Source organism: Saccharopolyspora tripterygii, assembly GCF_054778355.1.
In genome coordinates this window covers 1-25,681 of the sequence record NZ_BAAGZP010000040.1, presented here as the reverse complement: position 1 = coordinate 25,681, position 25,681 = coordinate 1, and the positions used below count along the sequence as shown (strand labels likewise).

The following is a 25,681-nucleotide window of genomic DNA, read 5'->3' as shown; positions in this document are numbered from 1 at the left end:
ATGACGCTGTCCCGCCAGGTTGCCGAATTCGCCTCGAAGGCAACGCTTTCCGACATCCCCGACGAGGTCCTGGTGCGGGCCCGGCACCTCGTGCTCGATGCCGTCGGCCTCGCCTTCGCCTCCACTCGCTACCCGTTCGCGGCTGTGGCGCGCGATGCGCTGACCGCGTTCGGCACCGGTGACCACCCGGTGCTGGCCATGCCGGACCGGCTCTCGGCCAGGGACGCCGCGGTGCTCAACGGCGTGCTCATCCACGGCATGGACTTCGACGACACGCACATCCCCGCCGTCACCCACGTGTCGGCGGGTGCGCTGCCCGCAGCGCTGTCGGCCGCAGTGGGGCGGGGCGCCGGCACTCGGGATCTGCTGCTGGCCTACATCCTGGGCGTCGAGGTCTCGGCGCGGGTCGGCATCGGCGGGGCCGGCGGGTTCCACGACGTCGGCTTCCACCCGACCGCGGTCGCGGGCGCGTTCGGCGCTGCGGTGGCGGCGGGCAAGGTCGCCGGGCTGGACGCCGAGCGGTTGGCGATGGCGCAGGGCGTCGTCGGCTCGATGAGCGCCGGCCTGCTGGAATTCCTCGCCGACGGCGCGTGGACGAAGCGGCTGCACCCGGGGTGGGCGGCGATGTCCGGGCTCACCGCCGCGAGCTTCGCCCAGGCCGGGTGGAGCGGGCCGAACGAGGTCTACGAAGGCCGGTTCGGGCTCTACAACACGCACCTGACCGGGCGCGACGTGCGTCCGGACGCGGTGACCGAGGGCTGGGGCGAGACGTGGGAGCTGATGCGCACCGCCGTCAAGCCGTACCCGATCTGCCACTTCATCCACGCCTTCGCCGACGCCGCGCTCATCCTGCGGCCGGAGATCGGTGACACCGAGATCAGCCGCATCCGGTGCGCGATCCACCCGGTTCCGGGCAAGGTCGTGTGCGAACCGCTGGAGGCGAAGTGGGCGCCGCGCGACGAGTACGACGCGAAGTTCAGCTTGCCGTTCGTGGTCGCCACCGCGCTGCGGCGAGGTCGCTTCACGCTCACCGAGCTGGAGGACGAGGCGCTGCGGGACCAGGACGTCCTCGCGCTGGCGGGCAAGGTCGAGGTGCGCGATGACGACGAAAGCGCTTTCCCCGCAGCCTATTCGGGTCACATCGAGATCGAGCTGGCCGACGGGCGGGTGCTGCGGCACCGCGAGCAGGTCAACCGCGGTCACGACGAGCGGCCGCTGAGCAACGACGAGATCGTCGCGAAGTTCCGGGACACCATCGGCACGGCGACCTCGGCAGGCACCGCCGAGAAGGTCCTCGACGCGGTGCTCTCGCTCGGTGACGACACGCCCGCGTCCGACTTCGCTGAGGCCTGTCGTGGCTGACCGGGCGGTCCAGGTCGGGGTCTTCCTGACCCATCAGCAACCAGGCGGACGGGACCCGGTCGAGGCGCTGGGCGAGCAGCTCAGCCTCGTCCGGGCCGCCCGCGACGGCGGGCTCGACTCGGTGTTCGCCGGGCAGCACCACCTGCCGGAGACCTTCTCCCACATCCAGCCGCTGCCGTGGCTGGCGCGGTTGGCCGCCGAGGCGGGGGAGATGCGCATCGGCACCGGGATTCACCTGCTCGCGCTGCACAACCCGGTGGACACCGCGGAGAACTTCGCGAGCCTGGACACCGTCACAGGCGGGCGGTCGATCTTCGGCGTCGGGCTCGGCTACCGCGAGGTCGAGTACGCGGCCTTCGGCATCCGCCCCGAGCAGAAGGTCGAGCGGTTCACCGAGAACCTCCGCATCGTCGAGGAGCTGTGGAGCGGGCGGCCGGTCCACGCCGACAACCCGTGGTGCCGCCTCGACGGCGTCCGCTCCACCGCGCTGCCGCGCACCAGACCTCCGGTGTGGATGGCGGCCAACGCCGACGGCGCCGTCCGTCGCGCGGCCCGGCTGGCCGACACCTGGCTGATCAACCCGCACGCCACGGCCACCACGATCCGCAGGCAGCTCGACCTCTTCCACGCCGAGCGCGCAGCGGCCGGTCGCGGACCGGTCGGCGAGCTGCCGCTCATGCGCGAGATCTACTGCGCCCCCACCCGCGCACGCGCGTTGGAACTCGCCCGGCCGCACCTGGCCCGCAAGTACGAGGTCTACGCCGACTGGGGTCAGGACAAGGTCCTGCCCGGGAAGGACTCGTTCCGGGCCGACTACACCGACCTCGCCGATGACCGGTTCATCGTCGGCTCCCCGCAGGACTGCCTGGAGGCGCTGCTCCCGTGGCGCGACGAGCTGGGCGTCAACCACTTCGTGCTGCGCACGGAATGGGCTGGAATGCCGGTGGAAGACGCCCGCGCTTCGATCGACCTCCTCGCCGCGGAAGTCGCCCCGGCCCTCCGCGGCGCGTGACCCGGGCAGTTTTGGTCCGAATTTACCGGGCAAATCGGTCGTTGATCATGGACGGTTCGGACCAAAACTGCCCCTCGACCACCGCCGCTCATGGCCCCACTCTCACCGTCCGTGCGCAGGGCGTGGGCGGGTGGAGGCCTTCGTGCGAGCATGGGGTCGACGTGCTCGGGCGGAGCAGGGGAGGGGTTCGCAGTGGTGGCGCCTTGGATCGGGATCGGCGAGCCGGGGTCGTTCGGGTGGCGGGTGTTCCACGAGCGCCACCCGGTGATGATCGAACGGCTCTGCTCGGCGCACCCGTTCGGGCCCGACGTGCGGGACGCCTTGTCGGCGCTGCTGCGGGAGTCGACCGAAGGGGTCGTCGAGCCGCTCGACGACGACGCGCCCGACCACCAGGTGTGGGCGGACTGGGCCGCCGACCAGCTCGGGCGGCCGTGGGCGGAGACCTCGTTCCTCTGGGCGGAGAGCTACTTCTTCCGGAAGCTGCTGGCGGCGACCGGCTTCTTCGCCCCCGGACCGTGGCGGGGTGTCGACCCGTTCGCGCCGATGAAGCGCGCCGAGCTTCACAACGACGCCACGGCCGAGACTCTGAAGGCTCTCGACGAACTCCCGCACCTCGACGGTGCCGAGCGCGATGCCGCCGTGGTCCAGGCCGCGGTGTGGGGAAACCAGGCGGACCTGGCCTTCCAGCTGTCCACTGACGCCGCCGGCGGCACGTCCGGGCTGATCAGCGGGTCGCCGGAGGAGTTCTGGTCGCTGTTCGGGGAGCCTGGCGCGGTCCACCTCGTCGCCGACAACGCGGCCGGTGAGCTCGCGGCCGACCTGGTGCTCGTCGACCGGCTGCTCACCACCGGACGTGCCGGGCGCGTCGTGCTGCACGTCAAACCGAGCCCCTACTACGTCTCCGACGCCACCCCGACCGACGTCCTGGAAGTCCTGAACCACCTCACCGAACTGCCCGGCGAGGCAGGGGAAATCGGCACCCGCGTGCAGAACGCGTTGCGGGCAGGCGACATCTCGGTTCGGTCGCACCCGTTCTTCTGCGCTCCGAGGGAGTTCAGCGAGATGCCGCGCGACCTGCGGGCGGAATTCGAGTCGTCGGCCGTCACGATCTTCAAGGGTGACCTCAACTACCGGCGGCTCGTCGGAGACCGGCACTGGCCCGCGACCCGGCCCTTCGCCGACGCCGTCTCGTACTTCCCCGGGCCGGTGGCCGCGCTGCGCGTCCTGAAGTCCGAGGTCGCCGTCGGCCTGGACGTCGACGTGGTGGCCGCCCTCGACACCAGCGACGAGCCCTGGCGGACCACGGGAGCGCACGCCCTCATTCACACCAGCCGTTAGGTCCGCGCAATTCTGCCGGAGCCGCGCTGAACAATTCCTCGAATTCAATTGTGGTGCTGAACACCTGAGCGCAACCTGTTCGAATATGGCCGCCAGGCGATGGACGACCGCGACAACAATGCCCCCGCGGCCTGCCTGAACAGTGCGCTGAAATGCGAAGATGGATCGCTGCGATGCCGACCCGCCGAATTTCCCCGAAATCCCGAACCGCCCGCGGGAAATGGCGGTAACGTCGATCAGGTGACCGAGATGGGGGCATGTCGGTCGATTTCATCGTGTGGTGCGCTACGAAGAGGAGAACTCCTATGCCCGGCTTCGAAACCGGCCCGCACCCGAACCGCCGGTCCCTGCTGCTGGGGGCCGCCGGTGCACTGGGGATGGCGACCTTCCTGCCCGCCGCGAGCTGGGGGGCAGGGGTGTCGCCGCAGCAGGAACACCCGCCGAACTGGCCTCCGGTGGAGCCCTACGGCGACGCCGACACCCGCGTGGACCTCAAGCCCAGGGACGACAACTCGCGGGTTCTCGATCTGGAACTCCGTCCCCGCGACGAAGAGCTCGGCAGGGTGTGGATCCGGGACACCTACGTCAACCGCTTCGTCGTCGACGGCAGGCAGGTCTACGTCGCCACCGGCACCACCAAGGTGGCGAGCAGGCCGGGAGCCGCGCCGTGGAACGACGGCATCTTCCTCTGGACCGCCGACTCCCTCGACGGCCCGTGGACGCTCGTGGACACCACCGGCATCCGCCCTGACGCGGAGAAGGGCAAGGTCTGGTCACCCGAGTTCGTCGGCGAGAACGAGCCGGGCCGCACGGTGGTCGCGCCGTGGCAGCGGTACGCGGGCGAAGGCGCCGACAAGCGCGGCGACGTCTGGGCGCCGGAGGTGCACCACGTCCGCGGCACCTGGTACGTCGTCGCGTGCATGGGTGACCACTCGCGCAAGGTCGGTTCGTTCCTGCTCAAGAGCGAAGGCGGACTCGCGGGCCCGTACCGCGTGGTGCGCGGCAACCTCGACAAGCCCTTCGGCGAGCTGAATCCCGGTGCGCCCGACGGAGTCGACCCGAAGGTCTACTACCACATCGACGGCGGGATCTACGCCGAAGGCGACAAGACGTGGCTGGTGCTGCACAACGACCTCTACGCCGAGTTCACCGACGACATGGAGGACATCGTCCAGAAGACGAACCTGCCGAAGTTCCGGCAGACGCGCTACGACCCCGAGCCCTACCTCGAAGGCGCGCACGTGCTCAAGCACGAGGGCAAGTACTACCTCGTGCACGCGGCCTGGAACAAGAAGACGAAGCCCGACGGCAAGGTTCGCCATGCTTACACACCGGAGGGCGAGCGCGACCAGTACGACGCGATCATCGCGGTCTCGGACCACTTCGAAGGTCCTTACTCGAAGCGCTGGACCGCCGGGATCGGCGCGGGCCACAACAACCTGTTCGTCGACGGCGACGGTCAGGTCTGGGCCACGTTCTTCCGCAACCCGGCCGCCGGGTACTGGGCCGACCCGTCGCGGGTGGACGACGCGGCGGTGGCCGGTGTCGTCCGCGTGGAGTGGACCGGCCCGGAGGGAAACCGGCTCTACGTCCAACGCCGAGGCTGAACAGGGTGTGTGGGGTGCAGGGTGTGTGGGGTGGGGAAGTTTTCATGAAAACTTCCCCACCCCACACACCCCACACCACGTGACTCCGCGGGTTTCGGTCGTCCGGGCGCGTTCCCGGACGACCGGAGGTCTAGGGCGCTAAGACCTCGTTCTTCTTGTCCACCTGGAGCGTCCAGACCATCTTGTCCTTCGGCACGCGGTTGTTGGTGTCGGTGCCGAAGTCGATGGTGCCGGTCACCAGGTGGTACGGAGACGGCAGGTCCTCCTCCGCCCTGTGCTGGTCGGCGTTGATCTGCCGCCACACGGTGCCCGGGGTGATCGGGAACGGCCCACCTCGCTGGAGCTGGTCGGCCGCCCGGAGCAGGACGCTCGCCGCGTCGTGGGCGAGCGCGGCGTGCCCGTCCAGCGACAGGTCGCCTTCCCGGGGTGGGCACGGGTCGGTGCTCGCGGGCTGGTCCAGCTTCAGGAGGAACACGTTGAGCTTGCAGTAGAAGTCCTGCGCAGCCGGGTTCAGCCCGTTCGTCAGGGAGTCGTCGGGGTCCGGGGTGCGCGGGGCGACCGCGAAGGACTGGAAGTAGTAGGGGATGCCGCGTTGGGCGTTGCGCGCTTCCCGGTTGGCAACGTGGCTGGCGACGTCGTCGCCACCGAGGATCACTGGAGGATCGCTCGGGCAGCTCGACGCGACGCCGTCGAGGAAGACCCGGAAATCGGCTCCCCGGCCCGCGTAGTACACGAGATCGTTCTGGCCGGCCAGGCACGCTTGGCGACCGGCCACGTGCGGGTCGGCGGCCAGCCACTCGGCGTTCGTTCCCGGATTCCTGGCGGTGAACTCGGCGGCTACGTCGTCGGCGAGGTTCGTGCTGTAGCGGTCCCGGGCACTGGCGCGGTAAATCCTTGCGTGCTCGGTCAAACCCCGCTGGGCGGCGAACTCGACCGCTCGTGCCGCTTGCGTTCGGTTCGACGGCGAGACCTGGAAGTACGTAGGTGAGAACGTCGGGACCCCGTCGTAGGACAGCGTGGAGGCAACGGTCGGCAGACCTGCCGACCCGAGCTCCTTGATGGCGTTGAAGGTCTCGTCCCGGCTGTAGTTCAGGCCGACGACGCCGATGATCGTCGGATCCTGCTTGGCCAGCGCGGCGATCTGGTTCTGCACGACCTTCTCGCCATGCTTCATGTCCTTGCCGCCGTTGGCGATCAGCACGCGAACCAGCGGTGTGTCGGTGCCCTCGTTCTGGTTGTCCTGGGCCACGGCGATACCGGCCAGCGTTTCGTGCTGCGCGGAGAGGTTGAACGCGTCCGCTCCCGGGGACAGGTCGCCCAGGTACACCAGCGTGAGGACCGGTCGGGCGGTGGCTGCAGCGGTGTCCAGGGCGGTCCGGTTCTCCTGTGCGATGGCCTTGCCGATAGATCCCAGCTCGGACAGGAGCGTGCGCACGCTCTCCGCGGTCGGTGTCGTCTGGCCCGAAGGGGTCGCGCCGATGAAGGCTTCCAGGAAGGTGCCGTCGGTGACCCCGACGCACTCCTGACCCGCGGTCTGCACGTGGCTGAGGTCCGGTGATGCTCCGGCCCACTGCCACGGCGGCTGGAAGGGGATGCCGCAGTGCGCCTCGGACCACGACGAGTAGGTGAACACGCCCGCGCCGAGCAGGACCAGCAGCAGGGTGGCGGGGATGGCGCGCTGGGACCACCACGGGGGCGAGGGGAGCGCGTACTCGTCGGCGGCGGCCAGGTGACGGCGGATCTCGCTCTTGTCCGCGTCCGTCGTGGCGGCCGTGGGAATCGCGACAGGCAGGTACCAGGTCATGTCCCTGCGCGCCCGCCTGGCCCCGGCGAGCTTGTGCCGCCACGCGCGGTATCCCTGCTTGTCGGCCTCGTGCGCCTGGGACACCACGTCGAGGACGTTGTCGACGGTCGGCTCCACGGCGTGCGGCGGCACCAGCGAGCTGGTGGTGATCAGCAGCAGCGGGTCGACGAGCCCGGTCTCGTTGCGGATGTCGTTGACCAGCTTGAGTAGCGCGTAACCACCGTTGGAACGCGTGACGTTGTCGAGCAGGACCGTGGTGTAGGTGGTGCGCCACTTGCCGCGCAGCCGCCAGGGAAAACGGCGGTAGGAGCGGCGCAGGTCCTCCAGCAGCGTGTTGGTCAGGAACTTCGCGACCTGCTCGGGAACTTCCTTGTTCCACTCGTTCTCGGTCAGGCGTTCGGCGAAACCGAGGAAGTTGCCGGGAACTTCGGGTGCGAGGTAGCGCTGCCGCCGGAACCACCGGTATCCGCCGGGGAACGGCATTCGCCAGCGCAGCTTGACCTGGAACCACAACCACGGCACGAGCGCGAGCACCTTGAGGACCGACCAGATCGTGCGGTCCGGCGCGTCGGCGGTGTTGGCGTTGATCAGTTCCGCGATCCGCTGGGCGGGGTCGCGCCGCCACAGGCGCTTGCGGAGTTCGGCCTCCCGCCTCGGGATCTCGGTTCCGGACAGGTCCTGGCGCATCAGCCACAGCGCCAGGCTGAACCGGGGGAAGCGCATGCGTCCCGCTTGCGCGTTGAGCGGTCCGGTCAGCTGTTCGGCGATGTCGGCGAGAAGCTGGCGGATCGTGTCGACCTCGGGCGGCGGGAGCGGCTTCTGCGCGGCCTGGTGGTCGTCCTTGGGTTCCGTCCCAGCGGGTTCCAGGCGGATGTGGGCGTGCGGCACGCGATGTGGTTCGGCGTCCTTGAGCAGTTCACCGATCGCGGGCAGCAGGTCCTCGTGCTCTCGCGACCTGACCAGGCACAACATCGGCAGTCCGCGATGATCGCCGGTGCCGGAGTGCTGCTCGCGGGAGCGCTCGTGCCGTCGTCCGTAGAGTTCCCTGATCAGTTCCAGGACCTGCACGACGCCGTGGAACAGCGGTAGTGCCGGTGCGTCGTCCTGATCCTTCGCCGCAGCGAGTGCTCTGCTCACAAGCCCAATCCCCACATTGCGCATCCAGGCAGATGAAGAACGACGAGAGTAGCCACGCCGCGCTCGCCGTGGCAATCGGCCGTTGGCGGGAACTGGTGCACTCCCCGAGCGCAACGGCTCGGGGAGTGGTCCGGGTCAGGGCTTCGCGCGGAAGTCGGCGGCCGTGGTGGCGTCGGCGAGGTGCGGCCAGCGGGGTTCTTCGCCCTTCGGGTCGTCGCCGAGGATCGTGACGCGACGGCCGATGCGGCGTTCGGTGTAGTCGTTGACCGCGTAGTGCTGGGTCGCCCTGTTGTCCCACACGGCGATCGCGCCCTCGGTCCAGCTGAACCGGCAGACGTTCTCCGGCCTTTCCGACGAGGTGAACAGGTGCTGCAGCAAGGCGTCGCTCTCCGCTCGGCGCAGCTGCGGGATGCGCGTGGTGAACATGCGGTTGACGTAGAGGGAGCGCCGTCCTGTCACGGGGTGCACCCGCACCACCGGGTGCTCGGCCTCGAACACGGTGCCGTTGGGGTGGGTGAAGGCGTGGATGGCCGTGAACCCGTCGAGCAGATCGCGCAGCGGCGCGGAGAGGTTCTCGTAGGCCAGGTGCTGGTTGCTCCACATCGTGTCACCGCCGCGCGGCGGGCACTGCACGATCTGCAGGACCGAGGCGATCGGCGGGCTCGCCTGGAAGGTCACGTCGGTGTGCCAGACGTCGGCCTTGGCTCCTTGCTCGGAGTCCAGGACCACGACCTCCTGGTGTCCGTCCAGCTTGGGCAGGAACGGGTGCACCTCCAGCTCGCCGAGGAAGCGGCCGAAGGTCTTGTGCGCCTCCGGTGAGAGCTGCTCGGCCTCCGGGAACAGCAGCACCAGGTTCTCCAGGAGCAAGGTGTGCAGCTGCGCGAAGGAGTCCTCGGTGAGCTGCTCCAGATCGACTCCGCGGACCTCGGCACCCAGTGCGCCGGACGCGGGCCTGACGTCGATGGTCGTCATGGTGAATCACCTCGTTCTCGTTGTGGAACAACGGTTTCCGGGCGCGCTCGCACCCGCTCGTGTCGGGGGAGTGCGGATCTCATCGCGGTCGTTGACGCGGTGTTCGGCGGTCGGTAAGGATGAAAAGCACGGAGGCGGACGGGTCTTCGATCCCGAAGAAAGCAGAGATCCATGGATTCCGAGGAATCGCGCGAGACGAGTCTCGAACTCGCCAGTCTCATCGACCTGGCAACACCTTTCGCCATCCGGACGGCGGTGACCCTCCGGCTGCCGGAGCTGATCGCCGAGGGCGGCGCCGAGATCGGGTCGCTGGCGACCGCCACGGGCGCTCATCGCGAATCCCTCGAACGGCTGCTGCGGCACCTCGTGCGCATCGGTCTCTTCGCGCAGACCGACGAGGGGACCTACGGGCTCACGGCGCTCTCGCGGCAGCTCCTGGCCGAGGACGGCAAGTGGCTCAAGGACTGGCTCGTGCTCGACGGGCCGGGCGCGCGGATGGACATGGCCTTCAGCGGGATGCTGCACTCGGTGCGGAACGGCACCTCGGCCTACGAGACGGTGCACGGCACGCCGTTCTGGGACGACTACCAGCGCAACGACGACCTGCGTCGGTTCTTCGGCGACGTGATGGCCGCCTACGCCTGGCAGACCGGGCCGGTGTTGGCGGCCGAGTTCGACTGGGCTCCGGTCAAGAGCGTCATCGACGTCGGCGGGGGGCAGGGCGCGCTGCTGTCGGAGATCGTCCGGGTCAACCCGCACCTGGCGGGTGAGGTCCTCGACCTTCCGGCCGTCGCGACGGAGGCCGACCGGTTCCTCGCCGAGGCGGGAGTGGCCGAGGCGGCCGAGTTCGTGCCGGGCAGCTTCTTCGAACCGCTCCCGGAAGGCCGGGACGTCTACCTGGTCTCCCGGGTGCTCACCGACTGGAACGACGAGAACGCGGTGCGGATCCTGCGGCGCTGCGCCGAGGCCGCCGGTGACGGCCGCGTCGTGATCGTGGAGGTCCTCGCCGGGGACGACCACGCCAAGCAGAACACCTCCTTCGACCTGCAGTCGCTGGTGCTGCTGGGCGGTCAGGAGCGCAGCGCGGCGGACTTCGAGGTGCTGGCCGCCGAGGCGGGCTTGAAGGTGACCGAAACCCGCACGTGGCCGGGTGGTCTGGTCGTGGTGGAGTGCGGCAGGCCCTGAGCAGCGCACGGCGCCGGCCCTCATGCCCATCGAGGCCGGCGCCGTGACCGCGGGTCCGGCAGCAGTCCGAGCTGGCACAGGCGGTCGAACGGCGACATCGGGTGCAGTCCGAGCCCGGCCAGGTTGTGCATGACGGTGAAGCTCAGTCGGTCGTTGGCGCCGGTGTTGCGCAGCGCGCGCCGCCCGATGGCGCGACCCGCCCACGACAGGTCGGTGAGCATCCGCGAGGCGTTGTGGCTGATCTTGCCGATCTGGGCGATCTCGGGAAGCCGCTGGGCCTCGTAGGCGGTCAGCGCGGCGTCCACATCGGAGTGATCGGCGACGCAGCCGCTCAGCGCGTGCGCGTCGTAGATGGCGCTGTTCATGCCCTGCGCCGCCATCGGGTGCACCGAGTGCGCCGACTCGCCGACGAGCGCGATGCCGGGAGCGGAGATCCCGGAAGCGGTGAAGTGCGACACCGGCAGCGTCTGCCGGTCCGCCACGCACGCCCGCAGCTGGTCGCCGAACGCGCCCAGCTCCGGAAGTTCCGCGATGAGCGAGTCGGTCCAGCGCAGCGTGCCGGCGTCGTCGAGTCCGCGGAAGTCGTCCGGCCGGATCTGCACGTAGAGGCGGATCCTGTTGCCCGGCAACGGGTATCGCATCCGGAGACCGCGCTCGGTGGTGTAGGCGATCACCTCCGGTGCGACGTCGCCGACGTCGGGAACGTCGAGCGCGACCAGCCGGTGCGGGTAGTCCTTCCGGTCGGCTGCGATGCCCGCCGCCTTGCGCAGCCGCGAGGACACCCCGTCGGCCGCCACGACCAGCGGTGCGCGGACCTCGCCCGCGCCCTTCACCGCGAGTCCGGCGATCCGCCCGTCGTCGTCGCGGACCACGTCCTGGACCGCGACGCCCCGGCGGACTTCCACGTTGCCGGGAAGGTTGTCGGCGAGAGCGGTGAGGATCTGCTCGTGGTCGGCCGACAGCAGCCAGTTCGACCCCTCGGGCAGCTGCGTGTAGTCCAGCGACATCCGGCCCCGGGACTCGACCGCGACGAGGGAGGAAAGGCGAACGGCCCCTTGGTCTTCCAGGACCTTGGTGATGCCCCAGGACTCCAGGATCCGCAACGCTCCGGGTTGCAGGACCTCGCCCTTGGGGATCCGGGGGACGGTCGGCCGCTTCTCCACGACGACGACCCGCCGGCCCAGCGAACCGAGCGCGTGGGCGGCGGCGAGGCCGGCCACGCCCGCCCCGCAGATGACGGCGTCCGCGTGCTCTGGAGCAGGGGAGCTCATGTCGGGAGGACCTCCTCGTCGGCGATTTCGTGGCGCGCCCGCATCACGGCCTGGGACCAGGCGGTGAAGGCCAGTACCGGGACCAGCAGGCCGATCGCGGCGAACGCGGGAACCGTGCGGGCGAGGATCGCCGTGGCGAGCACCAACCGTTCAGCGACCAGCAGCTCGTGCGCCCGCAGCGCGCGGACCTGGCTCAACGCCGGAGCGAGCCACAGCAGCGGGACCACCGCGCACAACCCGGCGCACGCCGCCACGACCAGCAGAACCGGATATCCGGGCCGGTGCGGGAGCAGCAGTCCGAGCGCGGCGATGCCCAGCGCCGAGACATGGAGGAGTACAGCGAGTCCGGCGGCGTGGCGCTGCCCGCGCTGGACCGGCACCGAGCGATAGCCGGCGGCGCGATCGCCGTCCACGTCCCGCATCGTGCCCACCAGGTTCGACGCGGTGTCGTGCAGCAGGAAGACCACGGAGAAGCCGAGGGCGGTCCAGCCCGGCAGCGGTGCCGCGACCATCGCGCCGATGAGGAACGCCGTGGCCGTGATCAGCCCGCGCACCAGGTTCCCGGACACGCCGCGCGCTTTGCAGAACCTGCTGTAGGCCACGACCCCGCACAGCGCGAGCACGACCAGCGGCAGCGTCCGCACGTTGGACCAGGCCAGCAGAACCGCAGCAGCGGTGGCGAATCCGACGCCGGTGGCCAGCGCGACGTCCGGCGCGAGTCGGCCGGACGGGATGGGGCGCTGCGGTTTCGCGACCTCGTCCAGCTCGCGGTCGAAGTAGTCGCCCAGGTAGTGCGCCGACAACCAGCCGAACGCCGTGCCCGCGCCCGCGACGGTGAACTCCGCTAGGCCTGCCGCACCCGTCGTCCCGGCGCCCGCGATGCCCACCAGCACCGGGTAGCTCAGCGTGTACGGGCGGCAGGTCTGCACGTGCGCCCACAGGCTGCGGCGGGCGCGGTCCGCGATGTCGCCCACGGCTACCGGCTCCGGTCGATGGCCATCTCGGCGATCCGCACCATCTGCTCGACCGCCGCCTCGCCCGGCAGCCCGTCGAGGCTGTGGCGGGCAGCCGCGATCTCCTCGGCCGCGCGCTCCCGGCTGCGCTCCAGCGCCCCGGTGGTCACCAGCAGTTCGCGCATCAGCTCGTGCGCGTCCTCGGCGGGCAGCTGGCCGGAGAGCGCTTCGGCGAACCGCTGCCGGTCACCTTCCCCGGCCGTCTGGTAGCCGAGGAGAACCGGATGGGTCGGTCGCAGGTTGGCGACATCGCTGGTGGCCGGTTTCCCGGTGGCATCGCCGAGATAGGGCAGCAGGTCGTCGAAGATCTGGAAACCCACGCCCAGGTGCTCGGCGTAGCGGGTGACCGCGTCGGCGTGCTCGTCGTCGGCGCCGCCCAGGATCGCCCCGGCCCGGCAGGCGCCGCGGAACAACGCACCGGTCTTGAGCGACGCCATCTCCTGGTAGTCGCCCACGGGACACGTGAGGTCGCCCGCCATCTCGGCCTCCCGCACCTGACCGCGGCACACGTCGGCTCCCGCGCCCGCGATCACCCGGGCCGCTTCGAGCACGGCGGCGGCCGGGACGGCTGTGCACTCCGAGAGCGCCGTGACCACGTTGAGGATGAGGAAGTCACCGGTGACCAGCGCGTCGGCCATGCCGTAGCGGGCGTGCACGGTGGGCTTGCCGCGGCGCAGCTGGTCGTCGTCGATGATGTCGTCGTGCACCAGCGTGGCCACGTGCAGGTACTCCACCGCCAGCGCGGCCGGCAGCAGCTTGGCGCCATCACCGCCGGTGGCCTCGGCCGAGTTGAGCAGGAGTACCGGTCGCACCATCTTGCCGGGTGTCAGCAGGGCGGATCCGGCCATCTGCTCCGTGCGGTCGGCGACCGCCGACCACCGCTTGCGCATCTCCCGGTCGAGCAGCTCGACCCACTCCGGTGACGTGAACCCGTTGTCGTCGCTCATGTCACGCGCTGTCCGACCGAGGCGTGCCGGCCCGATCACCGCTGAGGAATCGGCGGGTCAGCTCCAGCACGAGGTCGTTGGCCTCGGACGAACCGACGGTGACCCGCACCCCCGCTCCGTCGGCGAGGGTCCGCACCTGCACGCCGGACTCGTCGCAGAGGCGCACGAAGTCCTCGTTGGCCTCGCCGAAGCGCAGCCAGTGGAAGTTGCCGTGACTGCGCGGGACGTCGAGCCCGAGCTGGGTGAACCCGTCGTGCACCCGGTCGCGTTCGGCCGCCACCTCGGCGCACTGCTTGCGCATCACGTCGTCGGCGCGGAGCGCGGCCAGCGCGGCGTCCTGCGCGACCGTGCTGACCCGGAAGAAGTACGAGCTGGGGGTGAGGGCCGTGACCACGGCTTCGTCGGCCACCAGGTAGCCGACCCGCAGACCGAGGAGCCCGTGGGACTTGGAGAAGGTGCGCACCACCGACACGCGCCGGTCCTCGGCGGCGAGCCGGATGCCGTGGGCGATCGCCGACGGGTCGGCGAAGTCGGCGTAGGCCTCGTCGATGAGCACCCGGACACCCGAGGGCAGCCGGTTCAGGAAGTTCCGCAGCTCGTCCTCGCCGAACGTGGTGCCCGTCGGGTTGTTCGGGTTGCACAGCAGCACGATCTTGGTGCGGTCGGTGACCGCGTCGGCCATCGCGTCGAGGTCGTGCGCGTCATCGCGCAGCGGCACGGCGACGGGCTCGGCACCCGCGCAGCGCACCAGCAGGGGGTACATCTCGAACGACGGCCAGGCGTGCACGATCTCGCCACCACCGGCGAAGGCCGCGAGGAACTGCTGCAGCAGCGCACCAGAGCCGGGGCCGACGAAGACCTCGCTGGGGTCCAGCCCGACGTGCTCGGCGATCGCGCTGGTCAGCCCGGAGGACATCGCGTCGAGAGTCAGGTTGACCCGGTCGGCGGCGTGCACGATCGCCTCGCGCACGCCCGGCAGCGGGGGCGCGAAGTTCTCGTTGAGGGACAACTGGTGCCGGATGGTGGGCACAGGCTGATCTCCGTTCATGACGTGCGCACGTCGATGCGGCAAGCGAGCGGGCTTGACCCACGACGTGGAGACCGGAATCAGGCGGGATGGACCAGCGGAGTCTGTCGCCGACGGCCTGACGAACACGATCTTTGAGCGTCACCGCGGCCGTTGTCAACGAATCCGCGCCGATGCACGTCGAATCTGGCGGATATACGGGAAATTCGATGATTCCGTCCGGCGTTCTCCGAACGGTTCACTGTGGATGACCCGAGAATTTCACGGAACTCCGGGAATTTGCCGGAAGTCGGCGAAGGAAGATCCGGTTCGTTCCCGGTCATGCCTGGTCCGGGACCGGCGTGCTCGCGTAGAGTCCGCCCAGCCGAAAGCGTCCAGCGGGCAACGAGTCTCATCCGAGCTCCCGCGATCGCGAGAATCGGCGGCATCCTTGTGGAGCAGGTCGTGGGTGCACGCCCGCGGCCGGACTGGAGGAACCCGCATGACGACGGTGCAGCCCGACACCGACGCCCTCGATCAGGCGATCAGCGAGGGCGCGGAGGCACTGCTGCTGTCCCAGCGCGCCGACGGCGTCTTCGACTACTCCGCGGACAACCTGACCTCCACGCTGGGCACGGTCGGTGCTCTCTCCGCGCTGCACTACGCCGACCCCGAAGGCAGCGCCGACCTCATCGAGGCGGGAGCCGGGTGGCTCCGCCGGACCCAGAACTCCGACGGCGGATGGGCGATGGTCCCGGGCCTGGACAGCGAGGCGGGCCCCACCGCGGTCGGCTCGGCGGTGCTGCACCTGGTGGACCCGGAGGGCAGTGCGTCTGCGGTGTCGGCCGGACAGCGCTGGATGACCGACTTCGGCGGGCTGGACGCGATCCCGCACCCCGAGGTCGTGTCGTGGTGCCGGCAGTACTACGGCTTCGTCGGATGGCTCGGGCACGAGGAGATGCGCCGCTTCCCGCTCGAAGTCGCGCTGCTGCCCGGCCTGCACCGCAAGCTGTTCGACCTGCGCATCCCGATGGCGTTCGCGCTCGGGCTCGCCCAGGCGCGGCACAAGCCGCTCAACCCGTTCCACCGGTTGCTGGCGAAGCTCGGGAAACCCAACGCGCTCAAGGCGATCCGGCAGGTCCACGAGCACGAGGGCTCGACCGGAGCGTGGTGCGAGAACGCCTGGGTCACCGGTCTGGTCTGCACCGGGCTGGCCCGCGCCGAGCTGGCCCCCGACCTCGTCGAGGCCGCGGTGGGCTGGTTCCGCAGGACGATGCACCCCGACGGCTGGTGGCAGACCGGGCCGCTCGACGCCGCCTGGACCATGTACGCAGTGCGCGGACTGGCCGAGGCCGGTTACGCCCAGGACCCGCGGCTCACGGCCTCGACGGAGCTGTTCGTGCGGCTGCAGCAGCACCGCCCGTTCCTGGCGTTCGGCTGCCCGCCCGGCTATTGGGGCTGGGCCGGGACCGCGGGCTGGCCCTCGACGCTGGAGACCGGCGAGATCCTGTCCGTGCTGTGCCGGCTCCCGGGCGAGCAGCAGGCGGAGGCGGTCGAGGCAGGTGTCGACTGGCTGACCCGGATGCAGGACACGCGCGGCTCTTGGGGGTTGTGCGTGCGCAACACCAAGGTCGCCAACAGCGGGCCGTGCCCGATGACCACGGTTCAGGCGGTCGACGCGCTGCTGGACTCGGGAATCCCGGCCGACGACAGCAGGATTCGGCGCGCGCTGCGCTGGCTGTCCGAGGTGCAGCTGCCCGACGGCGCCTTCGAATCCGTCTGGTACCGCCACCACACGATGGCCACCGCCGCCGTGCTGGAGACCTTCGCCAGGGCCGGCCGCGCCGACGACGCGACGGCGCAGCGCGCGAAGACCTGGCTGGAGCGGGCGCGGCGGGACGACGGCTCGTGGGGCGACGGGCATGGCGCTCCGCCGACGGTCGAGGAGACCGGGTGGGCCGTCTCGGGGCTGCTCGCCGCCGGGGCCGACCCCGGTTCGGTGCAGCCGGGCGTGAGCTGGCTGCTGGGCCGTCGCGACCCGGGCGGTGGCTGGCCGTCGGAGAGCGTCAACGAGTACGTCCGCTACGTCAGCCGCTACACCAACCCGGCCCTCGCGCAGGGCATGGCCCTGCGCGCGCTCGGCCGCTACCGCGACTCCTCGCGCTGAACCCGCGCTTCACGGAACGGAGAAACCGATGACCGGTGCGACGCAGAAGGATTCCTTCACCGAGCACTACTGGGAGGACCCGCACGCCGCGTTCGCCGAAGCGCGCCGGTCCTGCCCCGTCCAGGAGGTCGACTTCGAGGGCGGCCGGAGCTGGCTGGTCACCCGCTACGACGAGGTGCGGGCGGGGCTCACCGATGAACGCCTCGCCAAGGACTGGCGCTCCAGCCTGCCCGAGGAGGAGCGCGCCGCCGCGCCGCCCGGCCTGCCCGCGCCCATGTCGCACATGCTGACCTCGCTCGACCCGCCGGAGCACACCCGGCTGCGCGCGCTGGTCACCCAGGCGTTCACCGCACGGCGCATCGCCAGGCTGCGCCCGCGCGTGGAGGCCCTCGCGGAGGAACTGCTGGCGGAGCTGCCCGAGGACGAGCCGGTCGACCTCGTCGCCCGCTACGCGATCGTGCTGCCGATGGTGGTGATCAGCGAGCTGCTCGGCGTCCCCGAGATCGACCGCGAGGAGTTCGCGCGGCTGTCCACGGTCCTCATCGACGAGTGCCCGGACGAGGAGCTCGCCCGCGCCTCGGCGCAGATGGCCACCTACCTGGAAGGGCTGGTCGCCGCCAAGCGCGCGGCGCCGGACGACGCCCTGCTCTCCGCGCTCATCTCCGCCTCCGACGAGGGCGACCGGCTCTCCGACCTGGAGATCGTCGCGATGGCCATGCTGCTGCTCATGGCCGGTCACGAGACCACCGCGGTGTTCATCACCAACAGCGTCCGCGCCCTGGTCGACGACGACTCCGCGCGCGCTCGCCTCGCGGAACCCGCGAAGGTCCCGGCGCTGGTCGAGGAGCTGCTGCGCTGGCTGTCCCCGGCGCTCAACGCCTCCCTGCGCTTCGCCACCGAGGACCTGGAGATCGGCGGAGTGAAGATCGCCAGGGGCGAATCGGTCACCCTCTCCACCGGAGCCGCCGACCGCGACCCGGACCGCTACCCCGATCCCGACCGCCTGGACCCGGATCGCGACACCACGGGCCACCTGGCCTTCGGCCACGGGATCCACCGCTGCCTCGGCGCGGCGCTCGTCCGCCTGGAAGGCGAGATCGCGCTGGCCGCCCTGTTCAACCGCTACCCGGATCTGCGCGTCGTCGCCGACCCGGCCGAACTCACCTACCGCAGGAGCGTCCACGTACACGCCCCCCGAACCCTCCCGGTCCTGCTGCGGCCGTGACCCTGGTGTTCGAAGTGGATTCGTTCCCCCGGGGAGTGATCCCGGGCACACCCGAGCTCGGCCCGCTCGCCTGAACGCTGCCGGCTTTCGCCGCACCACCAGTGGTTTTGGTGGTGCGGCGAGCCGGGATGGCGCGTTGAGAAGAGTGCGTTATCGAACCATAGGTGTCGCTTCTTTGACTGCGCTCCCGCGGTCGGCCTTAGCTGGGGTGACCGAGATTCGGGCGCATCGGTGCGCCGGTCGAGAACAGGGGAACGGCCACAGCATGAGTGGGTGGGAAGATCCGAGCGACGACCTCAAGGTGACCGCGCCGAAGGAGTGGGCCACCGGTGCCCCTGCCGTCGCGCACGCCCTGCAGTACTCGCTCAGCCAGACCTCGCCGCGTCGGACCGCGCTGACGCTGCTGAACCTCAACCAGGGCAAGGGCATCGACTGCCCCGGTTGCGCGTGGCCCGATCCGGACCCGAAGCACCGGCCGATGAACGAGTACTGCGAGAACGGTGCCAAGCACGTCAGCGACGAGGCGACGTCCAAGCGCGTCACGGCCGAGTTCTTCCGGCAGCACTCCGTGTCCGAACTGGACGAGAAGTCCGACTACTGGCTCAACCAGCAGGGCAGGCTCACCGAGCCCATGGTCAAGCGGTCGGACTCCGACTTCTACGAGCCGATCAGCTGGGACGACGCGCTCGACCTGCTCGCCGAGGAGCTGCGCTCCCTCGACTCGCCGAACGAGGCCCTGTTCTACACCTCGGGCCGGGTCAGCAACGAAGCCGCGTTCCTGCTCCAGCTGTTCGCGCGGGCCTACGGCACGAACAACCTGCCGGACTGCAGCAACATGTGCCACGAGTCCAGCGGCTCGGCGATGATGGAGACGCTGGGAACCGGCAAGGGCAGCGTCAGCCTCGACGACCTCCACCAGTCGGACCTGATCTTCGTCATCGGCCAGAACCCGGGAACCAACCACCCGCGGATGCTGACCGCGCTGGAGCGGGCGAAGCACAACGGCGGCGAGGTCGTCGCGGTCAACCCGCTGCCCGAAGCCGGGTTGATGCGGTTCAAGAACCCGCAGAAGGTCAGCGGCGTCCTCGGCAAGGGGACGACCATCGCCGACCAGTTCCTGCAGATCCGTCCCGGTGGGGACCTCGCGCTGTTCAAGGCGCTGAACCTGCTGCTGCTCGAAGCCGAGGACGCCGCGCCGGGCACGGTCCTGGACCACGAGTTCATCCGCGCGCACACCACCGGGTTCGAGGAGTTCGCGCGGCAGGCCAGGCAGCTGTCCTGGGACGCCGTGCACGCCGCGACCGGGCTCACCCGCGAGGAGATCGAGCAGGTCCGCGACAGGGTGCTGGCCAGCAACAGCGTCATCGCCTGCTGGGCGATGGGGCTGACGCAGCAGAAGCACGGGGTCGCCACGATCCGCGAGATCGTCAGCTTCCTGATGCTGCGCGGCAACATCGGCAAGCCCGGGGCCGGGGTGTGCCCGGTGCGCGGTCACAGCAACGTGCAGGGCGACCGGACGATGGGGATCTGGGAGCGGGTTCCGCAGTCCTTCCTGGACTCGATCGAGCGGGAGTTCGGCTTCACGCCGCCGCAGGAGCACGGCTGGGACTCGGTGGATTCCATCCGCGCGATGCTCGACGGTCGCGCGCGGTTCTTCCTCGGTGTGGCGGGGAACTTCGTCCGGGCGACCCCCGACAGCGAGGTCACCGAGAAGGCGATGCGCCAGTGCCGGCTCACCGCGCACATCTCCACGAAGCTGAACCGATCGCACACCGTGTGCGGCGAAACCGCCCTGATCCTGCCCACTCTGGGGCGAAGTGACCGGGACGTGCAGCGAGGTGTCGAGCAGTTCGTCACCGTCGAGGACTCGATGAGCATGGTGCACGCGTCCTACGGCCGGCTCGAACCCGCGTCCGGGTCGCTGCTCAGCGAGGTCGCGATCCTCTCCCGCCTGGCGCGCCGGGTGCTGGGGGAGGACGACGGCGTCCCGTGGGAGGAGTTCGAGGGCGACTACGACACGATCCGCGACCGGATCTCCCGCGTGGTACCGGATTTCGAGGACTTCAACCGCCGCGTCGCCGACCCCGCCGGGTTCCGGCTGCCGAACCCCGTCAACAGCGGGGACTTCCGCACCGACAGCGGCAAGGCGGTGTTCAGCTCCAACGACTTCGAGTGGCTGGACGCGCCGGACGGGTACCTGGTGCTGCAGTCGCTGCGCTCGCACGACCAGTGGAACACCATCCCGTACGCCAACGACGACCGCTACCGAGGCATCCACAACGCCCGCCGGGTCGTGATGGTAAACCCCGCCGATCTGGAGGAGCTCGGCATCGCCGACCGCGCTCTGGTGGACCTGGTCAGCGTCTGGCACGACGGGGTCGAGCGGCGGGCGACGGACTTCCGCGTCGTCGCCTACCCGGCCGCACGCGGGTCGGCGGCCGCCTACTACCCGGAGACCAACGTCCTGGTCCCGCTCGACAGCGTCGCCGACACCAGCAACACCCCCACCTCCAAGGGAGTCATCATTCGCCTGGAGCCCGCCTCCGACCCCGCCTGACCCCGGTTCCGAGGTTCTCACTCCCGGGCAGTTTTGGTCCGAACCGTCCGTGATCGAAGTCCGTTTTGCCCGGTCAATTCGGACCAAAACTGCCCGGGAGTGCGGACGACGGCGCGCGAGGGGCGCTCCTGCGGTGCGGAGCGCCCCTCGCGCGTGGGTGTGTGGGGGTCACATCCTGGTGGCGCCGTCCTTGATGGCTTCGCGGATGCGGAAGTAGGTGCCGCAGCGGCACACGTTCCGGATCTCCTCGATGTCGGCGTCGGTGATCTCGCGGCCCTTCGCCCGCGCTTGCTTCACCTTGGCCACCGCGGCCATGATCTGACCGGGCTGGCAGTAGCCGCACTGCACGACGTCGTGGTCGAGCCACGACTCCTGCATCGGGTGCAGCTCCTCGCCCACGGTGTCCGGCAAGCCCTCGATCGTGGTGATCTCGTCGGTCGGCTCCACGTCCTTGACCTGCACCGAGCAGGGGTTGAAGGCCTTGCCGTTGATGTGGCTGGTGCAGGCCTTGCAGACGTTGATCCCGCACCCGTACTTCGGCCCGGTGACGCCGAGCAGGTCGCGGATGACCCACAGCAGGCGGACGTCGTCCTCGGCCTCGACGGTGATCTCCTTGCCGTTCAGCTTGAAGGTGTGCTCAGGCATTCCGCCTCCTCAGTAGGTGTGGTCGAGGCCGTTGGTCGGCGACGGCGGCAGCGGTGGGACGTGCGGGTAGGGCTCGAACGCCAGCGGATCGTTGTGGTTGATCGGGAAGTGCGTCGGCGTCGTGCCGGTGGCCGCGCGGTAGGCGCACGCCGTGGCCGCGAACGCGGGCGCCACACCCATCTCTCCGCCACCGGAGGGCATCTCGCTCTCCTCGGCGGGCAGGATGACCGGGGTGAACTCGAACGGCAGGTTCCACTGCCTGCAGTAGAAGAAGTTGTCCCAGCTCGCCTCGGCGATGCGCCCCTCGTTGAGGTGGACGCTGGCGGTGAGCGCCTGGGCCATGCCGTCGATGAAACCGCCCTGCATCATGGCTTCCAGCCCGAGCGGGTTCACCACGACGTGCCCGGGGATGGTGACGAGCACACCGCGCGTCACCCGCGGACCCGTGACACCGTCCCGCACCGGCCGGTTGACCGTCTCCGGGCGGCAGTCGATCTCCACGAAGCACGCCATCGAGTTCTTGTACTCGTGGTGCAGGGCGATCCCGTGGCCGACTCCGTCCGGGGTGGGCTGACCCCACCCGCCCACTTCGGCGGCCTTGTCCAGGACCTTCAGCAGGTTCTCGTTCTTGACGTACTTGCGCCGGAAGTCGTACGGGTTCATGCCCATCTTCTCGGCCAGCTCGTCGACGAACAGCTCCCGCGTGGTCGCCACGTCCGGCGAGTAGACGTTGCGCGTGCTGCCGGTGTTGAAACCGCCGCCCTTCTGGACGTTGGACGGCGAGTGGTTCGTCTCGGTCAGCAACGTCTTGGTGACGCCGAAGTTGTACAGCGACGGGGTCGTCAGCGTGAAGATGACCTCGGAGACGGTGTAGTTGCCCAAGGGCAAGCGGTTCGCCACCGAGGTGAGCGCCTCGCCGAAGCCGTGGCTGAAGTCGGTGCGCACGCCCGCGAGGTGCTGCTCCAGGCTGATCACGTCGTCGGTGAACGAGGCCCGGATGGTGCCGACCGACATCGGGTGGACCCGGCCCTGCCTGCAGTCGTCGGCCCGGTGCCACATCAGCTTGACCGGCTTGCCGATCTTCTGGGAGACCTCCGCGGCCTCGGACGCGGCGTCGTGGAACAGGCACCGTCCGAACGAACCGCCGCCGGGAACCACGTGCACGGTGACCTGCGGCTGGGTCAGCCCCAGCTCCTGGGCGATGGTCGCCTGCGCGACGATCGGTACCTTGACGGTCGACCAGATCTCGGCCCGGTCGGGCCGGACGTCGGCGATCGCCGAGTTGACGCCGAGCGCGCTGCCGTTGACGAAGCTGAAGGTGTACTGCCGCTCCAAGGTCTGGGTCGCCGGTGTCGGCGGGATGACCGCCGGTGGCGTCGCGTCCTTCAGCTGCTGCTCGACCGTCGCGTCGGACTCGTGATCCACCGGGCCGGGGCCCCAGTCCACGTCGAGCGCGTTGACCGCGTCGATGCACTGGCCGAACGTCTCGCCGCGCACCGCGACGCCGGTGGTGATCTGAACGACGTCGGTGACGCCCGGCATCGTGCGCACCTGGTCGAGGTTGTTCACCTTCCGCACGGTGCCGTTGATCGTCGGCGGCCGGCACACCATGGTCGGCTTCGCGTTGGGGACCTTCAGGTCGGTGGTGAACTGCTTGCGGCCGGTCACCGCGTCGAGCGCGTCGGTGCGCCTGGTCGGCTTGCCGACGACCTTGAACTCCGACTCGGGCTTGAGGTTGACCTCGATCTCGGTCGTCCGGTCGCTGGCCGCCTTGTGGACGAGGTCGGCGTAGGACAGGACGTTGCCTGCGGCAGAGGTGATCGAACCGGCCTTGGCCGTGAGCAGGTCGACCTGCTCACCGAGCACGTGGCTCGCGGCCTCCAGCAACCGGCCCTTGGCGATCGCGGCCGCTGTGCGCACCGGCCAGTACAACGCGCTGATCGACGCCGAACCGCCGGTGAGCTGGTTGAACACCAGCTCCGGCCGGGCGTCGGCGAGCGTGATGTGCACCTTCTCCAGGGGGAGTTCCAGCTCTTCGGCGATCAGCATGCCGATCGCCGTGCTCAGCCCCTGGCCGACCTCGGTGCGGTTCATCGCGAACGACGCCGAGCCGTCCTCGTTCATCTGCACGGCGATGAGGTTGGCGGTGGGGCGCGCCGCGTAGACCAGGCCATCGGTGAGGTCGACGTGGTCGGCGACCTGCGGTGTGGGCGGCACTCCTCCGCCGGGAGCGGCTGCCGCCTCGGGGGTGCCGAAGACGGATCCGCCGCCGAGTTCGGCCGCGGCCACCAGGGTCGGTGCCGCCAGCAGGTATCCGAGGAAGCGGCGCCTGCTGGGAGCGGTGGCGCCGTCTGTCGTGGTGGTGTCGGTGTCCGTGCGACTGGCTCGCATGAGGCTCACCCTTTCGACGGGCTGATCAGTTCGGAAGCGTCGCGAGGTTCGGGAAACGTCATTGTCACTGTGGGTTTTCGTCCGGTACTCGCCGGAGTGAGTCGGTTGGCGAGACATGTTGCAGGACCGGATTCCGCTTCCAATACCCCCGAAGAAGGGTGTTCCGGGCGTGACGGACGGTGCTCGGGCAGCGTGATCGGGGTTGCCGGTGGTCAGCGGATCGAACGCTTGATCAGGGTGATCGATCTGTTACGCGAGGTGATCGCAGAACCACTCGGTTGGACGCCCCCGTAAGTGGGTAGCCCGCGTGCCGTGCGTGAGGCGAATCGGTTCAGACGCCAAATGGCCGGTATAGTCTTGCAACCCGATGCCACGAACGAGTGGCGGTGTCTTCGACGCGAACCGGAACGCGTCGATCAGCCGATGGAGGACGGACACTATGGCCGGAAGCGGCAACGGCGCTGCGACGCGGAGATCCGGGAACCAGGCGGGCTCCGAAGCGCGGCTGCGACCCGACGACCGCGATGCGCTGCGCGCCGAATTGCGCGCGGTGTCAGCCGAACTCGACTTCCCGGTCGCCTTCGGCGGCGAGGTCACCAGCACCAGCGTCCGGCTCACCGAGTACTTCGGAACCCGGACCAACTGCCTGCGGAACCTGGAGGTCGAGGAGGGGCGGGGAGTCGGCGGCCAGGCGCTCGTGTCCGGCAGGCCCATCGGCGTCGTCGACTACGGCGCCGCCCGGCACATCACCCACGACTACGACGGCCCGGTCATGGCCGAGCGGCTGTCGGCGGTGCTCGCCGTCCCGGTGCGGGTGCGCGGGAAGTGCCGCGCCGTGCTCTACGGCGCCATCCGGCAGCGCGTCGCTGTCGGCGACCGCACCAGGGATTCCCTGATCATGGCTGGTCAGCGGCTCGCTGACGAGCTGGCGGTGCGGGACGAGGTGGACCGGCGGCTGGCGATGGCCGAGACGATCGCGGCCACGCAGCGACCCGACGTGCCGGACGTGGCCAACCTCGAAGAGCTGCGGTCGGTGCACTCGGAGCTGTGCGCGATCGCGGGTTCGGTGGAGGACGACGGCCTGCGGTCCCGGATGTACGAGGTCGCGCAGCGGCTCACCGATCTGAGGTCTGGCCAGGCCGCACCGGTGCCGGAGTTCCGGCTCTCGCGCCGGGAGATCGACGTGCTCTCGCAGGTGGCGCTCGGCTGCACCAATGCCGATGTGGCGGAACGGCTTTCGCTCTCGCCTGAGACCGTCAAGGCCTACCTGCGGACCGCCATGCGCAGGCTGGGTGCGCACACCCGGCACGAGGCCGTGGTACGCGCCCGGTCCGCCTGGCTGCTGCCGTGAGCCCGGGGCCTACCCCGATTCGGGGGTAATGCGCCGCGGACGCGATCCCTACAGTGTGCGGGCACGAACACGCCCCACCTGCTTGGAGGAAATCGTGCCTGCGGTCGAACTGTCCTACGCGTCCGGCGTCTCGGATGTCCCGTTGCTGGGTGACACCATCGGCGCGAACCTGGATCGGACGGCGGCGCGCTTCCCCGATCACGACGCCCTGGTGGAGTTCTCCACGGGCCGGCGCTGGACCTACCGGGAGTTCACGGCGGAGGTCGACCGCATCGCCCTCGGCCTGCTGGAGTCCGGTATCGCCAAGGGCGACCGGGTCGGCGTGTGGGCGCCGAACCGCGCCGAGTGGACGTTGACGCAGTACGCGACGGCCCAGGTTGGCGCGATCCTGGTGAACATCAACCCGGCCTACCGGGCGCACGAGCTGGAGTTCGTCCTCCAGCAGGCCGGTGTGCGGATGCTGGTGTCGGCGCAGTCGTTCAAGAGCTCCGACTACGTGGCCATCATCGACGGGGTGCGCGGTCGTTGCCCGGCTCTGGAGCAGGTGGTGCTGCTCGACGACCCGAGCTGGGACCGGCTGGGGGAGCTCGGGCGGGCCGCCGATCCGCAGCAGCTCCGGACCGCGCAGGCGGCGTTGTCGGCTGATGATGCGATCAACATTCAGTACACGTCGGGGACGACGGGTTTTCCG

Annotated in this window: 18 protein-coding genes; 10 read left to right on the top strand and 8 right to left on the bottom strand. The window is 69.9% G+C overall.

Annotation, left to right across the window (positions count from 1 at the left end; translation table 11 throughout):
• From ACYVF3_RS27440 to ACYVF3_RS27425, 4 genes are all read left to right on the top strand, one after another.
• Nucleotides 1-1,362: an MmgE/PrpD family protein gene (locus ACYVF3_RS27440; RefSeq protein WP_461157153.1), complete on the top strand. Its 1,362-nt coding sequence runs from the start codon at nt 1-3 to the stop codon at nt 1,360-1,362.
• Nucleotides 1,355-2,374, top strand: coding sequence for an LLM class flavin-dependent oxidoreductase (locus ACYVF3_RS27435; RefSeq protein ID WP_461157152.1), 1,020 nt, complete (start codon nt 1,355-1,357; stop codon nt 2,372-2,374). Before ACYVF3_RS27440 ends, ACYVF3_RS27435 begins: the two co-directional genes overlap by 8 nt.
• A gap of 192 nt (nt 2,375-2,566) precedes the next feature.
• Nucleotides 2,567-3,712 (top strand): damage-control phosphatase ARMT1 family protein, encoded by a 1,146-nt coding sequence (locus tag ACYVF3_RS27430; protein ID WP_461157151.1) that lies wholly within the window; start codon nt 2,567-2,569, stop codon nt 3,710-3,712.
• Between the two features lie 305 nt (nt 3,713-4,017).
• Nucleotides 4,018-5,319: a family 43 glycosylhydrolase gene (locus ACYVF3_RS27425; RefSeq protein ID WP_461157150.1), complete on the top strand. Its 1,302-nt coding sequence runs from the start codon at nt 4,018-4,020 to the stop codon at nt 5,317-5,319.
• 130 nt (nt 5,320-5,449) lie between these two features.
• Here ACYVF3_RS27425 and ACYVF3_RS27420 read toward each other — a convergent pair whose 3' ends face one another.
• Nucleotides 5,450-8,260 (bottom strand): ABC transporter substrate-binding protein, encoded by a 2,811-nt coding sequence (locus ACYVF3_RS27420; protein ID WP_461157149.1) that lies wholly within the window; start codon nt 8,258-8,260, stop codon nt 5,450-5,452.
• Between the two features lie 135 nt (nt 8,261-8,395).
• Complete coding sequence (locus ACYVF3_RS27415) at nt 8,396-9,232, bottom strand: TauD/TfdA dioxygenase family protein (RefSeq protein WP_461157148.1); 837 nt, start codon at nt 9,230-9,232, stop codon at nt 8,396-8,398.
• A gap of 171 nt (nt 9,233-9,403) precedes the next feature.
• Here ACYVF3_RS27415 and ACYVF3_RS27410 point away from each other — a divergent pair, with 171 nt between their 5' ends.
• Nucleotides 9,404-10,417, top strand: a complete 1,014-nt coding sequence (locus ACYVF3_RS27410; protein ID WP_461157147.1) for a methyltransferase — start codon at nt 9,404-9,406, stop codon at nt 10,415-10,417.
• Between the two features lie 20 nt (nt 10,418-10,437).
• Here ACYVF3_RS27410 and ACYVF3_RS27405 read toward each other — a convergent pair whose 3' ends face one another.
• Genes ACYVF3_RS27405 through ACYVF3_RS27390 form a run of 4 tightly spaced genes read right to left on the bottom strand, consistent with a single transcriptional unit; the run spans nt 10,438 to nt 14,678 of the window.
• The gene (locus tag ACYVF3_RS27405) at nt 10,438-11,688 is read right to left on the bottom strand and encodes an FAD-dependent oxidoreductase (protein WP_461157146.1); all 1,251 of its coding nucleotides are present in this window, start codon (nt 11,686-11,688) and stop codon (nt 10,438-10,440) included.
• Nucleotides 11,685-12,662, bottom strand: coding sequence for a UbiA family prenyltransferase (locus tag ACYVF3_RS27400; RefSeq protein ID WP_461157145.1), 978 nt, complete (start codon nt 12,660-12,662; stop codon nt 11,685-11,687). Before ACYVF3_RS27400 ends, ACYVF3_RS27405 begins: the two co-directional genes overlap by 4 nt.
• A 2-nt stretch (nt 12,663-12,664) precedes the next feature.
• Complete coding sequence (locus ACYVF3_RS27395) at nt 12,665-13,648, bottom strand: polyprenyl synthetase family protein (protein WP_461157144.1); 984 nt, start codon at nt 13,646-13,648, stop codon at nt 12,665-12,667.
• Nucleotide 13,649: 1 nt separating this feature from the next.
• The gene (locus tag ACYVF3_RS27390) at nt 13,650-14,678 is read right to left on the bottom strand and encodes an aminotransferase class I/II-fold pyridoxal phosphate-dependent enzyme (RefSeq protein ID WP_461157143.1); all 1,029 of its coding nucleotides are present in this window, start codon (nt 14,676-14,678) and stop codon (nt 13,650-13,652) included.
• A 478-nt stretch (nt 14,679-15,156) separates the two neighbouring features.
• Here ACYVF3_RS27390 and ACYVF3_RS27385 point away from each other — a divergent pair, with 478 nt between their 5' ends.
• The 3 genes from ACYVF3_RS27385 to ACYVF3_RS27375 all read left to right on the top strand — a co-directional run bounded on the left by ACYVF3_RS27385 (nt 15,157) and on the right by ACYVF3_RS27375 (nt 20,603).
• Nucleotides 15,157-16,821: a prenyltransferase/squalene oxidase repeat-containing protein gene (locus tag ACYVF3_RS27385; RefSeq protein ID WP_461157142.1), complete on the top strand. Its 1,665-nt coding sequence runs from the start codon at nt 15,157-15,159 to the stop codon at nt 16,819-16,821.
• A gap of 28 nt (nt 16,822-16,849) precedes the next feature.
• Entirely contained in the window at nt 16,850-18,046 is a 1,197-nt protein-coding gene (locus ACYVF3_RS27380) for a cytochrome P450 family protein (RefSeq protein WP_461157141.1), read from the top strand.
• A gap of 265 nt (nt 18,047-18,311) precedes the next feature.
• Nucleotides 18,312-20,603: an FdhF/YdeP family oxidoreductase gene (locus ACYVF3_RS27375; RefSeq protein ID WP_461157140.1), complete on the top strand. Its 2,292-nt coding sequence runs from the start codon at nt 18,312-18,314 to the stop codon at nt 20,601-20,603.
• A 168-nt stretch (nt 20,604-20,771) separates the two neighbouring features.
• Here the strand turns inward: ACYVF3_RS27375 and ACYVF3_RS27370 are convergent, their stop codons facing one another.
• Nucleotides 20,772-21,248 carry a (2Fe-2S)-binding protein gene (locus tag ACYVF3_RS27370; protein ID WP_461157139.1) on the bottom strand — a complete coding sequence of 159 codons (477 nt, stop codon included), beginning with the start codon at nt 21,246-21,248 and terminating at the stop codon, nt 20,772-20,774.
• A gap of 9 nt (nt 21,249-21,257) precedes the next feature.
• Nucleotides 21,258-23,639, bottom strand: coding sequence for a molybdopterin cofactor-binding domain-containing protein (locus ACYVF3_RS27365; RefSeq protein ID WP_461157138.1), 2,382 nt, complete (start codon nt 23,637-23,639; stop codon nt 21,258-21,260).
• A 439-nt stretch (nt 23,640-24,078) separates the two neighbouring features.
• Here ACYVF3_RS27365 and ACYVF3_RS27360 point away from each other — a divergent pair, with 439 nt between their 5' ends.
• Complete coding sequence (locus tag ACYVF3_RS27360) at nt 24,079-24,990, top strand: helix-turn-helix transcriptional regulator (RefSeq protein WP_461157137.1); 912 nt, start codon at nt 24,079-24,081, stop codon at nt 24,988-24,990.
• 94 nt (nt 24,991-25,084) lie between these two features.
• On the top strand, nt 25,085-25,681 hold a 597-nt coding region (locus ACYVF3_RS27355), incomplete at its 3' end, for an AMP-binding protein (protein ID WP_461157136.1).

Excerpts from the sequence above, each read along its gene's own strand:
- ACYVF3_RS27395 (WP_461157144.1), bottom strand. The coding sequence starts at position 13,648 with ATGAGCGACGACAACGGGTTCACGTCACCGGAGTGGGTCGAGCTGCTC.
- ACYVF3_RS27410 (WP_461157147.1), top strand. The coding sequence starts at position 9,404 with ATGGATTCCGAGGAATCGCGCGAGACGAGTCTCGAACTCGCCAGTCTC.
- ACYVF3_RS27405 (WP_461157146.1), bottom strand. The coding sequence starts at position 11,688 with ATGAGCTCCCCTGCTCCAGAGCACGCGGACGCCGTCATCTGCGGGGCG.
- ACYVF3_RS27365 (WP_461157138.1), bottom strand. The coding sequence starts at position 23,639 with ATGCGAGCCAGTCGCACGGACACCGACACCACCACGACAGACGGCGCC.
- ACYVF3_RS27385 (WP_461157142.1), top strand. The coding sequence starts at position 15,157 with ATGACGACGGTGCAGCCCGACACCGACGCCCTCGATCAGGCGATCAGC.
- ACYVF3_RS27425 (WP_461157150.1), top strand. The coding sequence starts at position 4,018 with ATGCCCGGCTTCGAAACCGGCCCGCACCCGAACCGCCGGTCCCTGCTG.
- ACYVF3_RS27415 (WP_461157148.1), bottom strand. The coding sequence starts at position 9,232 with ATGACGACCATCGACGTCAGGCCCGCGTCCGGCGCACTGGGTGCCGAG.
- ACYVF3_RS27370 (WP_461157139.1), bottom strand. The coding sequence starts at position 21,248 with ATGCCTGAGCACACCTTCAAGCTGAACGGCAAGGAGATCACCGTCGAG.
- ACYVF3_RS27375 (WP_461157140.1), top strand. The coding sequence starts at position 18,312 with ATGAGTGGGTGGGAAGATCCGAGCGACGACCTCAAGGTGACCGCGCCG.
- ACYVF3_RS27380 (WP_461157141.1), top strand. The coding sequence starts at position 16,850 with ATGACCGGTGCGACGCAGAAGGATTCCTTCACCGAGCACTACTGGGAG.
- ACYVF3_RS27440 (WP_461157153.1), top strand. The coding sequence starts at position 1 with ATGACGCTGTCCCGCCAGGTTGCCGAATTCGCCTCGAAGGCAACGCTT.
- ACYVF3_RS27360 (WP_461157137.1), top strand. The coding sequence starts at position 24,079 with ATGGCCGGAAGCGGCAACGGCGCTGCGACGCGGAGATCCGGGAACCAG.